12 protein-coding genes are annotated in these 10,500 nt (G+C 72.3%); 6 read left to right on the forward strand and 6 right to left on the reverse strand.

What is annotated here, in order from left to right:
• A partial coding sequence (locus FV227_RS26145; RefSeq protein ID WP_147844118.1) for an FAD-dependent monooxygenase occupies nt 1-832 on the forward strand: 832 nt, incomplete at its 5' end.
• 85 nt (nt 833-917) lie between these two features.
• Here the strand turns inward: FV227_RS26145 and ppa are convergent.
• Entirely contained in the window at nt 918-1,454 is a 537-nt protein-coding gene (ppa, locus tag FV227_RS26150; RefSeq protein ID WP_147730016.1) for an inorganic diphosphatase, read from the reverse strand.
• Nucleotides 1,455-1,571: 117 nt separating this feature from the next.
• Nucleotides 1,572-2,078, reverse strand: coding sequence for a GNAT family N-acetyltransferase (locus FV227_RS26155; RefSeq protein ID WP_147844117.1), 507 nt, complete (start codon nt 2,076-2,078; stop codon nt 1,572-1,574).
• Between the two features lie 192 nt (nt 2,079-2,270).
• Here FV227_RS26155 and FV227_RS26160 point away from each other — a divergent pair, with 192 nt between their 5' ends.
• Nucleotides 2,271-2,996, forward strand: a complete 726-nt coding sequence (locus FV227_RS26160) for a tyrosine-protein phosphatase (RefSeq protein ID WP_147729381.1) — start codon at nt 2,271-2,273, stop codon at nt 2,994-2,996.
• Between the two features lies 1 nt (nt 2,997).
• On the opposite strand, the gene FV227_RS26165 is transcribed toward FV227_RS26160, so the two are convergent.
• Both FV227_RS26165 and FV227_RS26170 read right to left on the reverse strand, forming a co-directional pair.
• Nucleotides 2,998-3,858 carry a prephenate dehydratase gene (locus FV227_RS26165; RefSeq protein WP_147729380.1) on the reverse strand — a complete coding sequence of 287 codons (861 nt, stop codon included), beginning with the start codon at nt 3,856-3,858 and terminating at the stop codon, nt 2,998-3,000.
• Nucleotides 3,859-3,866: 8 nt separating this feature from the next.
• Nucleotides 3,867-4,610: a 3-deoxy-manno-octulosonate cytidylyltransferase gene (locus tag FV227_RS26170; RefSeq protein ID WP_147729379.1), complete on the reverse strand. Its 744-nt coding sequence runs from the start codon at nt 4,608-4,610 to the stop codon at nt 3,867-3,869.
• A 297-nt stretch (nt 4,611-4,907) separates the two neighbouring features.
• Between FV227_RS26170 and FV227_RS26175 the strand changes: the two genes are divergently transcribed.
• Nucleotides 4,908-5,888, forward strand: a complete 981-nt coding sequence (locus FV227_RS26175) for a cytochrome c family protein (protein WP_147860259.1) — start codon at nt 4,908-4,910, stop codon at nt 5,886-5,888.
• Between the two features lie 227 nt (nt 5,889-6,115).
• A complete protein-coding gene (gene trpB, locus FV227_RS26180; protein WP_147844278.1) occupies nt 6,116-7,336 on the forward strand; it encodes a tryptophan synthase subunit beta in 1,221 nt (406 codons plus the stop codon).
• A 107-nt stretch (nt 7,337-7,443) separates the two neighbouring features.
• On the opposite strand, the gene FV227_RS26185 is transcribed toward trpB, so the two are convergent.
• Both FV227_RS26185 and hemF read right to left on the reverse strand, forming a co-directional pair.
• Complete coding sequence (locus FV227_RS26185) at nt 7,444-8,565, reverse strand: AAA family ATPase (RefSeq protein WP_147727513.1); 1,122 nt, start codon at nt 8,563-8,565, stop codon at nt 7,444-7,446.
• Complete coding sequence (gene hemF / locus FV227_RS26190) at nt 8,562-9,488, reverse strand: oxygen-dependent coproporphyrinogen oxidase (RefSeq protein WP_243937862.1); 927 nt, start codon at nt 9,486-9,488, stop codon at nt 8,562-8,564. The genes FV227_RS26185 and hemF overlap by 4 nt, the downstream gene beginning before the upstream one ends.
• 161 nt (nt 9,489-9,649) lie before the next feature.
• Between hemF and FV227_RS26195 the strand changes: the two genes are divergently transcribed.
• Both FV227_RS26195 and FV227_RS26200 read left to right on the forward strand, forming a co-directional pair.
• Nucleotides 9,650-10,075 carry a MerR family transcriptional regulator gene (locus FV227_RS26195; protein WP_147727511.1) on the forward strand — a complete coding sequence of 142 codons (426 nt, stop codon included), beginning with the start codon at nt 9,650-9,652 and terminating at the stop codon, nt 10,073-10,075.
• Nucleotides 10,011-10,412: a carboxymuconolactone decarboxylase family protein gene (locus tag FV227_RS26200; RefSeq protein ID WP_147727510.1), complete on the forward strand. Its 402-nt coding sequence runs from the start codon at nt 10,011-10,013 to the stop codon at nt 10,410-10,412. The genes FV227_RS26195 and FV227_RS26200 overlap by 65 nt, the downstream gene beginning before the upstream one ends.
• Nucleotides 10,413-10,500 lie beyond the last annotated feature (88 nt).

Raw genomic sequence — 10,500 nt, forward strand, 5'->3', positions numbered from 1 at the left:
GGTCGGGATCGCCCGCGCGGTGCCCGACGGCGACGCGATCCGCGCCACGCTCTCCGACGGCCGCACCCTCCGGGCCGCGCTGCTGGTGGCCGCCGACGGGGCGCGCTCGCGCCTGCGCGAGGCGGCCGGGATCGGCTGGGTCGGCTGGTCGTACCCGCAGACGGGCATCGTCGCGACGATCCGGCACGCGCGTCCGCACGGGGGCCGGGCGACCGAGCACTTCCTCCCGAGCGGGCCGTTCGCGATCCTGCCGCTGGCCGACGGGCCGCAAGGGCACCGCTCCTCGATCGTCTGGACCGAGCGGGCCGCCGACGTCGACGCCCTGCTCGGGGGCGAGCCCGACGCGGTGCTGGCCGAGATCGAGCGCCGGTTCACGCCCGATCTCGGGCGGCTGGCCCTGGAGCAGGGCCCGAGCGCCCATCCGCTCGCCTTCGGCATCGCCCGGCGCTTCCGCGCCGAACGCCTCGCGCTCCTGGGGGATGCCGCCCACGTCATCCACCCGATCGCGGGCCAGGGCCTCAATCTCGGCCTGGCGGATGCGGCGGCCCTCGCCGAGGCGGTCACCGGCGCCCTGCGCCTCGGGCTCGATCCCGGCGCGGCGGACGTGCTCGTCGCCTACGAGCGGGCGCGCCGGTTCGACACGCTGGCGATGGCGGCGGCGACCGACGGGCTCAACCGGCTGTTCTCGAACGACGCCCTGCCGCTGCGGATCGCCCGCGACCTGGGCCTCGGCCTCGTCGACCGGATGCCTGGCCTCAAGCGCTTCTTCGTCGGCGAGGCCGCCGCCGCGCGCGGCGCCCAGCCGCGCCTGCTGCGCGGCGAGGCGCTCTGACGTCATCTCTTCGACGCGCCCGGCTCTCTCCCCGTCCGCGGGGACGGGAGCCGGGCGCGGGCCTCGATCGGCCCGGGGAAACCCTTCAGGCCTTGGCCTTCTTGGCGCGGTCGATCGCCTCGTGGATCAGGCGGTGGGCCTCGGCCTTGTCGCCCCAGCGCACGAACTTGACCCACTTGCCGGGCTCGAGATCCTTGTAGTGCTCGAAGAAGTGCTGGATCTGCTGGATCGTGATCTCGGGCAGGTCGGTGTAGTTCTCGATCCGGTCGTAGCGCTTGGTGAGGTGGCGCGAGGGCACGGCGATGATCTTCTCGTCCTCGCCGCCCTCGTCCTCCATTACCATCACGCCGACCACGCGGGCGCTCATGATCGCGCCGGGCGCCACGGCGCGGGTGTTGGCCACCAGCACGTCGCAGGGGTCGCCGTCGCCGGACAGGGTGTGCGGGATGAAGCCGTAGTTCCCCGGGTAGAACATCGGGGTGTAGAGGAAGCGGTCGACGACGAGCGCGCCGGCCTCCTTGTCCATCTCGTACTTGATCGGTTCGCCGCCGAGCGGCACCTCGATGATGACGTTGACGTCGTGCGGCGGGTTCTTGCCGATCGAGATGTTGTCGATGATCATGGCGCTGGCGCATCCCGGAAGATCGGGGCCTCGCCCCGTTGCGCGGGTCTCATAAAGCCCTTGGCGCGCGAAGCAAATCCGCGCCGCGCCGCACGCCGCGACGAACGGGAAGAACCGTCAGCCGAACAGGTAGCCGACCTTCGGCAGCGGCACGCCGGCCAAGCGGTCGAGCGCGCGCGGGCCGGGTCGCCCGCCGAGGCCGGCGTAGAAGTCGGCGGCGCGGGCGTTGTCCTCCAGCGTCCAGGCGCCGATCCGCGCCAGGCCGTGGTCGGCGAGGTCGTTGCGGACCGCCAGGAACAGGCGCCGCCCGAGGCCGACGCCCTGGTATTCCGGCCGGAGATAGAGCTCGTCGACCTCGCCCTCGACGCCGAGCGACCGGCTGCGGGCGCGGCCGTAGCCGGCGTAGCCGACCACCGTGTCGGCGGTCTCGACCACCGCGATCGGCCGGCCGCGCTTGAGCGCGGCGCGCCACCACGCGCCGTCGCGCTGCGCGATCAGCCGCTCCAGCGCCACGCCCGGGATGATCCCGCGATAGGCCTCGCGCCAGGCCGCATCGAACACCGCCGACAGCGCGCCGACATCCGCGTTGCGGGCCCGGCGGATGCTCGTGGTGCGGGTGCTCATGGCCGGACCCTTCGGTTCGATCGTGCGGTTGGCGGGGGGCAACCCGCGGCAGGCCGTCAGGTTCGCCCCCGATCGGGGCGAACAGAAGGCAGCCAAGCGCCCTTCGCGACCGGCACAGGCAAGGGAGATGCCGAATTGCCGGCCCGGGGGCGCGCTGATAGAGCCTGCCCCTCGCCACCACCGCGAGAGCCCGTGTTCAACCGCTTCCTCAGCCCCGAGACCCGCTACGCCCGGCGCATGGCCCGCATCGAGCGCTTCGCGCGGCCGATCAGCGGCGCGCCGGCACGGCTCGGCGCCTGGGCGAACATGCTGTTCGTCGATCACGGCATCTTCCGGATGGCCTATCTCAACCGCCACCGGATCGGCACGGGCAAGATGTGGCGCTCGGCCCAGCCGGGCCCGCACCAGCTGGCGCGCTTCCGGGCGGAGGGGGTCCGCACCGTGGTCTCGCTGCGCGGCGGGCGCGAGCACGGCTCCTGGCCGCTGGAGCGCGAGGCCTGCGAGCGCCAGGGGCTCAAGCTCGTCGAGTTCGTGCTGCGCTCGCGCGAGCCGCCCTCCCGCGAGACGATCCTGGCCGCGCGCGACTTCTTCGCCGGCCTCGAATACCCGGCGGTGATGCACTGCAAGTCGGGCGCCGACCGGGCGGGCCTAGGCGCCGCCCTCTACCTGATCCTGCACGAGGACCGCCCGGTGGCGGAGGCCGCGCGCCAGCTCTCGGCCCGCTACGGCCATTTCCGCTTCGCCAAGACCGGGATCCTGGATGCGTTCTTCGCCCGCTACGCCCTCGAGGGCGCAGGGCAGGGGCTCGACTTCCTGACCTGGGTCGAGACCGTCTACGACCCGGAGGCGCTCAAGCGCGGCTTCCGGCCGGGCTTCTGGTCCGACGTGGTGGTCGACCGGGTGATCGGGCGGGAGTGAGCTACTCCGCCGCCGGCCGCGCCGCGTCGCGGAACGGGTGGGCCGGGTAGGTCCCGACGATCCGCAGCTCGCGCGAGAAGTAGGCGAGCTCGGCCAGCGCGCGGGCGAGGCCCGGCTCCTCGGGATGGCCGTCGACCTCGGCGTAGAACTGCGTCGCGGTGAACTCGCCGTCGACCATGTAGCTCTCGAGCTTCGACATGTTGACGCCGTTGGTCGCGAAGCCGCCGAGCGCCTTGTAGAGCGCGGCCGGGATGTTGCGCACCCGGAAGACGAAGCTCGTCACCATCGGGCGGTCGCCCGCCGCCACCGGCAGGGCCTCGGGGCGGAACACCACGAAGCGCGTCGTGTTGTGGGCCTCGTCCTCGACGTCGCGGGCGAGGATGTCGAGGCCGTAGACCTCCGCCGCCAGAGCCGGCGCCAGCGCCGCGCGGGAAGGATCGCCCGCCTCCATCACCTCGCGGGCGGCGCCCGCGGTGTCGCCGGCCACCACCGCCTTGAGGCCGAGCCGCCGGATGATGCGACGGCACTGGCCGAGCGCGTGGACGTGGGTGTGGACCGAGCGCAGGTCCTCGATCCGCGTGCCCGGCAGCACCATGAGCTGGAAGTGGATCGGCAGGAAGTGCTCGGCGACGATGTGCAGGGCCGAGGTCGGGATCAGGTGGTGGATGTCGGCGACGCGGCCGGCGATCGAGTTCTCGATCGGGATCATCGCCGCCTGCGCACGGCCCTCGGTGACCGCCGCGAAGGCGTCCTCGAAGGTGGGGCAGGGCAGGGCGGTCCAGTCCGGGTAGGCCTCCGCGCAGATGATGTGCGAGTTGGCGCCGGGCTCGCCCTGGTAGCTGATGGTCTTCGGATCGGTCATCGCAACGGTCAGTTGAGGCGGCGGGCGCCGAGCAGCGCGCGGGCGCGCTCCAGGTCGGCGGGGGTGTCGACGCCGAGCGGCAGGTCGTCGACGATCGCGGCGTCGATGCGCATCCCGGCCTCCAGCGCGCGGAGCTGCTCCAGCTTCTCGCGGGTCTCGAGCTCGCCCGGCGGCAGCGCCATGAAGCGCGCCAGCGCCCGGCGGCGATAGGCGTAGAGGCCGATATGGTGGAACAGCGGCCCATCGCCCCAGGGGGCGCGGGCGCGGGTGAAGTAGAGCGCGCGCAGGCGCTCCGGCCCGACCGTGTGGCCGACGAGCTTGACCACGTTCGGGTTCTCGGCCTCCGCCGGGTCGACGATCGGCGCGCACAGCGTGGCGATGTCGACCGCGCGGTCGGCGAGCAGCGCCACCGCCGCCCCGATCGCCCGCGGATCGATCGTCGGCAGGTCGCCCTGCACGTTGACGACGACGTCGTGGTTGCCCTGCGGGTCGACGATCTCCAGGGCCTCGGCGAGGCGGTCGGAGCCCGACGGGTGATCGGCCCGCGTCATCACCGCGACGCCGCCCACCGCCTCGACCGCGGCGGCGATCTCGGCGGTGTCGGTGGCGACGACCACCGGCCCGATCCCGGCCTCGACCGCGCGGCGCCAGACATGCACGATCATCGCCTCGCCGGCGATCAGCGCCAGGGGCTTGTTCGGCAGCCGCGTCGCCGCGAGGCGGGCGGGGATCAGGACGAGGGGATCGGACATCGACGGGCGATCTGCGGGACGGCGGCCGGGCCGCGGGCCGGTGCTTAACAGGCGCCCGCCGGCTTGTCATCGAAGCCGTGCGCCGGGCCTCGGGCGCGCGGCGCGGGCACTCGCGCCGCCCGGGCGCGTCGAGGCGGGCGGCGGCGTGCGACCAATCGTGTGCCGACTGTCACCCATTCCGCCATTGTCAAGGTCGGCTTCGAGCGGCTAAGCACCCACGAAATCTTCCAAAGTCCGGCGCCGGCAGGCCGGGCGCGGATTCGCCCGCCGCGCAGCGCGACAGGAGTTGAAGAAAGCATGGACTCGTTCGAGCTGAACAAGGTGGCCGGTGCAGTGCTCGGCGCCCTGCTGTTGGTGGCCGGATCGGGCTTCGTCGCCGAGCTGATCTACCATCCCAAGCCCGCGGGCAAGGCCGGCTACGACCTGCCCGAGGCCAAGGAGGAGAGCGCCGCGGCGCCCGAGGCCGCCAAGGTCGAGCCGATCGCCGTGCGGCTGGCCTCCGCCAACGTCGAGAAGGGCCAGGGCGGCACCAAGGCGTGCCAGGCCTGCCACAGCTTCGAGAAGGGCGGCCCGAACAAGGTCGGCCCCGACCTGTGGGAGGTGGTCGAGCGCAAGAAGGGCAGCCACGAGGGCTTCGACTACTCGGCCGGCATGAAGGAGAAGGGCGGCACCTGGACCTACGCCGACCTCGACGAGTTCCTCACGAGCCCCAAGGCCTACGTGAAGGGCACCAAGATGGCGTTCGCCGGCATCAGCTCGCCTCAGGAGCGCGCCAACGTCATCGCCTACCTCCACACCCTGTCGGACAGCCCCAAGCCGCTGCCGGCGGTCGAGAAGGCGGCCGATGCCAAGCCGGCCGATGCCAAGCCCGCCGACAAGCCGGCCGACGACAAGCCCGCCGAAGCCAACCCCGCCGAAGCCAAGCCGGCGGACAAGCCGACCTCCGAGAAGCCGGCGGCCGGCAAGGCCTCCGAGGGCAAGGACAGCCCGGCCAAGCCCGCCGACACCAAGGCGGAGGGCGCCAAGCCGGTGACCGAGAAGCCGCCGGGCGCGCCCGCCGGCGCCGGCTCCGAGAACCGCAACGCGGTCGAGCAGAAGTCGGCGCCCGAGAGCAGCGGGCCGTCGCCCGCCGCCGACACGGCGCCTGCGCCGACCGCGCCGCCGGCGCCCGCGACCACCGAGGCGCCGGCCAAGGCCGACCCCGCGGCGGAGCAGAAGGCCCAGGATCTCAAGGCGAACGGCAGCGAGCAGGGCGTCCCCGCCGACAAGCCGCAATAGCCCGGCACGGACGGGATCGGACGACGAGGGCCGGGCGGCGACGCCCGGCCCTTTTTCGTCCCGCCGCGACGGTCGGCCCCGGCCGCCATGCGCGGGCGCGTGTTGACCCGCGGGGCGATCCTACCGCAAACCGGACCCGACCCGGCGCGCCCGGTGCGCCACGCACCCGGACCGCCCTTCGCGATCACCGCGTCGCGACCCCACCCTCGCGAACAAGGACGCGATCCGTGACCCTCTCTCCCCCTCCGAACTCGTTCCGCACCGGCCCCGACGAGCGCGGCCGGTTCGGCATCTTCGGCGGCCGCTTCGTCGCCGAGACGCTGATGCCGCTGATCCTCTCCCTGGAAGAGGCCTACGCCGCGGCCAAGGCCGACCCGGGGTTCCAGGCCGAGATGGACGGCTACCTCAAGCACTACGTCGGCCGGCCGAGCCCGCTCTACTTCGCGGAGCGGCTGACCGAGCATTGCGGCGGCGCGAAGATCTACTTCAAGCGCGACGAGCTGAACCACACCGGCTCGCACAAGGTGAACAACGTCCTCGGGCAGATCCTGCTCGCCCGCCGGATGGGCAAGAAGCGGATCATCGCCGAGACCGGCGCCGGCCAGCACGGCGTCGCCACCGCGACCCTCTGCGCCCGGTTCGGCCTGACCTGCGTGGTCTACATGGGCGCCGTCGACGTGGCGCGCCAAGCCCCGAACGTCTTCCGGATGAAGATGCTCGGCGCCGAGGTGATCCCGGTCGAGTCCGGCACCAAGACCCTGAAGGACGCGATGAACGAGGCCCTGCGCGACTGGGTCACCAACGTCGCCGACACGTTCTACTGCATCGGCACGGTCGCTGGCCCGCACCCCTATCCGGCGATGGTGCGCGACTTCCAGTCGATCATCGGCCGCGAGACCAAGGAGCAGATGCTGGAGGCCGAGGGGCGGCTGCCCGATTCGCTCGTGGCCTGCATCGGCGGCGGCTCCAACGCGATGGGGCTGTTCCACCCCTTCCTCGACGACCGCGACGTGGAGATCTTCGGCGTCGAGGCCGCCGGCCACGGCGTCTCGTCGGGCCTGCACGCGGCCTCGCTCTCGGGCGGACGGCCGGGGGTGCTGCACGGCAACCGCACCTACCTGCTGATGGACGACGACGGGCAGATCGCGGACGCGCACTCGATCTCGGCCGGCCTCGACTATCCCGGCATCGGCCCCGAGCACGCCTGGCTGCACGAGGCCGGCCGCGTCACCTACCTCTCGGCCACCGACCAAGAGGCGCTCGGCGCGTTCAAGCTGTGCTCGATGCTCGAGGGCATCATCCCGGCGCTGGAGCCGGCCCACGCCCTCGCCAAGGTGCTGGAGATGGCCCCGAAGAAGCCGGCCGACCATCTCATGGTGATGAACCTGTGCGGCCGCGGCGACAAGGACATCCCGCAGGTGGCGGAGATCTTCGGGACGAAGCTCTGAGACTGCAAGCCCTCTCCCCGCACCCAAGTCGGGCCTGCCCGACTTGGGCACACGGGGTGCGGATCTCGGGCGAGCACGAGATCCGTCGGGGAAGGGAAGAGCCGGTCCTACACCACCACCGTGATCGCCTGCGCCGCGCGGGTCAGGCCGGTGTAGAGCCACCGCGCCCGGTGCTCGCGGAAGGCGAACGATTCGTCGAACAGCACCACCTTGTCCCACTGCGAGCCCTGCGCCTTGTGGACGGTGAGGGCGTAGCCGTAGGTGAACTCGTCGGTCTCCCGGCGCAGGAAGGCCGGGATCTCCTCCTCCGACCCGGAAATCACGGCGCGTAAAACCTTGATGTCGATGGCGCGCTTGCGCGTGCCGGCGTCGTCCTCCGGCACCACGTCGAGGCGGATCGTGTCGGGGCGGGGCGGTGCGCGCAGGGCCTGCACGGTCCAGGTCGAGCCGTTGAGCAGGCCCTTGGTGCGGTCGTTGCGCAGGCAGACCAGCTTCTCGCCCACCGCCGGCATCGGGTCGACGTGGCCGGCCAGCTCCCGCAGCCGCCCGTTGTAGAGACGGCGGGTCTTGTTCATGCCCACCAGCACCTGGTCGCAGTCGAGCACCTGGGTCGGGTCGATGGCGCGGCGCGAGACCACGCGGCTGGCGCCGTACTCGCCGAGCGCGAGCCGGCCGCCCTCGCGCACCGTCATCGCCATGCGCACGATCGGGTCGTCCTTGGCCTGGCGGTGGACCTCGGTCAGCATCACGTCGGGCTCGGCCTCGGTGAAGAAGCCACCGCCGCGCACCGGCGGCAGCTGCGCCGGGTCGCCGAGCACCAGCACCGGCTTGTCGAACGACAGCAGGTCGTGGCCGAGGTCGGAATCGACCATCGAGCACTCGTCGATGACGATGAGGTCGGCCTTGGCCGCCGGCCCGGCGCGGTTCAGCGAGAAGGCGGGGCCGCCCTCTTCCGTCTCCTTGGTGCGGTAGATCAGCGAGTGGATCGTCGCGGCGTCCTGGCAGCCCTTCTGGCGCATCACCGAGGCCGCCTTGCCGGTGAAGGCGCCGAACACCACCGAGCCGTCGACGTCGTCGGCGATGCGGCGGGCCAGCGTGGTCTTGCCGGTGCCGGCGTAGCCGAACAGCCGGAACACCTGGGCGGCGCCCTTGTCCTTGCGCCAGGCGGCGATGGCCTTCAGCGCCGCGTCCTGCTGCGGGGCGAAGCTTTTGGGGAGGCCCTCGCTCACGGCCAGCGCACGGTCGGCGGCAGCGACGACAGGATCGAGGCGACGTTGCCGCCGGTCTTCAGGCCGAAGATCGTGCCGCGGTCGTGGAGCAGGTTGAACTCGACGTAGCGCCCGCGCCGCACCTGCTGCTCCAGCCGGTCGGCCTCGGTCCAGGGCGTCGCGACGTTGCGCCGGACGATCTCGGGATAGGCCGCGAGGAAGGCGCCGCCGACGTCGCGGGTGTAGGCGAGGTCGGCCTGCGGGTCGCCGGTCCAGTGGTAGTCGTAGAAGATCCCGCCGACGCCGCGGGGCTCCTTGCGGTGCGGCAGGTAGAAGTATTCCTCGCACCACTGCTTGTACTTGTCGTAGTTCGCCGCCGGGGCGTGGGCGTCGCAGGCTGCCTTGAGGCAGGCGTGGAAGTGCTGCGTGTCGGGGTCGTCCTGCGTCCGCCGGCGCTCGAGCACCGGGGTGAGGTCGGCCCCGCCGCCGAACCACGTCTTCGTCGTTACCACGAAGCGGGTGTTCATGTGGACCGTCGGCACGTTCGGGTTCCACGGATGCGCGATCAGCGAGATGCCGGTGGCGAAGAAGCGCGGATCCTCCGCAGCGCCCGGCATCTGGGCGCGGAACTCCGGCGCGAACTCGCCGTGCACCGCCGAGACGTGGACGCCGGCCTTCTCGAACACCCGGCCGTGCAGCATCGCCATGGTGCCGCCGCCACCGGGCCGGCCGGTGTGGTCGGTCCGCTCCCAGGGGGTTTTTTCGAAGTGCCCAGCCGCAGCGGGTGCGTCCGGATGGAACGGCCCCTCGGCCTCGGCCTCCAAGGTCTCGAGCGCGCCGACGATGCGGTCGCGCAGCGTCGTGAACCACGCGGTCGCCTCGGCCTTGAGCGCCGTGACGTCGGCCTCGGGCAGGCGGGGGCGGGCTGTCTCGGTGTCCGGCATCGTCATGGACGGGATGTCCCACTCCGCCCCGGCGGCGTCAATTCACGCATCGCGAAACCGGGCTTCGACCCGCGCTTGACTTCGAGCGCGCTCGAAGCCGTAGCCTCGATGGCATCGTGGCGAGGGCCCAAAGGGTCAAAGGGCCGAGAGGCAAGCGGTGCATGCGGATCGGCGAACTCGCCAAACGCTCGGGCCTGACGGCCCACACCCTCCGCTACGACGAGCGGATCGGGCTGCTGCCGTTCGTCGAGCGGGACGCCGCGGGGCACCGGGACTACGACGGGTCGATCCTGGCCTGGATCGGCTTCCTCGACCGTCTCAAGACCACCGGCATGCCGATCCGGACGATGCTGCATTATGCGGCCCTGCGGCGCGCCGGACCGGCGACGGCTCCGGAACGGCGCCTGCTGCTCGAACGGCATCGCGCGCAGGTCCGCACGCACGTCGCCGCGTTGCAGGACGCCCTGGCCGCCCTCGACACGAAAATCGCCGGCTATGCCTGCTCGACCGAAGGGATGCACGATGACGACCGACCAGAGCCCGACCCCGGAAAGCCGCTACGCGCGGGGCGCCCGCGCGCTCGCTGAGATCGACGGGCAGGCCGGGGAGCACGTGATCGCGGCGCTGTCCGGCATCGCCCCGGATTTCGCCCGCTACCTGATCGAGTTCCCGTTCGGCGACATCTACAGCCGCCCCGGCCTCGACCTGCGATCGCGGGAGATCGCCACGATCGCGGCGCTGACGGCGATGGGCAACGCCGCGCCGCAGCTTAAGGTCCACATCGAGGCGGGCCTGAACGTCGGCCTGTCCCGCGACGAGATCACCGAGGTGATCATGCAGATGGCGGTCTATGCCGGCTTCCCGGCCGCCCTCAACGGCCTGTTCGCCGCCAAGGAGGTCTTCGCGGCCCGCGCGCCGGCGTGACGCCGATCGCGCGGGCGCGAGCCACCGCCCACGGCGGCGAACCGGCGCGAGGCGCCCGGCGACACCGGCGGGCGCCTCGCGCCGGTTC

Origin of the sequence: Methylobacterium sp. WL119 (genome assembly GCF_008039875.1) — a bacterium.
Lineage (GTDB): Bacteria > Pseudomonadota > Alphaproteobacteria > Rhizobiales > Beijerinckiaceae > Methylobacterium.

Excerpts from the sequence above, each read along its gene's own strand:
- FV227_RS26195 (WP_147727511.1), top strand. The coding sequence starts at position 9,650 with ATGCGGATCGGCGAACTCGCCAAACGCTCGGGCCTGACGGCCCACACC.
- hemF (WP_243937862.1), bottom strand. The coding sequence starts at position 9,488 with ATGCCGGACACCGAGACAGCCCGCCCCCGCCTGCCCGAGGCCGACGTC.
- FV227_RS26170 (WP_147729379.1), bottom strand. The coding sequence starts at position 4,610 with ATGTCCGATCCCCTCGTCCTGATCCCCGCCCGCCTCGCGGCGACGCGG.
- FV227_RS26165 (WP_147729380.1), bottom strand. The coding sequence starts at position 3,858 with ATGACCGATCCGAAGACCATCAGCTACCAGGGCGAGCCCGGCGCCAAC.
- FV227_RS26200 (WP_147727510.1), top strand. The coding sequence starts at position 10,011 with ATGACGACCGACCAGAGCCCGACCCCGGAAAGCCGCTACGCGCGGGGC.
- FV227_RS26155 (WP_147844117.1), bottom strand. The coding sequence starts at position 2,078 with ATGAGCACCCGCACCACGAGCATCCGCCGGGCCCGCAACGCGGATGTC.
- ppa (WP_147730016.1), bottom strand. The coding sequence starts at position 1,454 with ATGATCATCGACAACATCTCGATCGGCAAGAACCCGCCGCACGACGTC.
- FV227_RS26175 (WP_147860259.1), top strand. The coding sequence starts at position 4,908 with ATGGACTCGTTCGAGCTGAACAAGGTGGCCGGTGCAGTGCTCGGCGCC.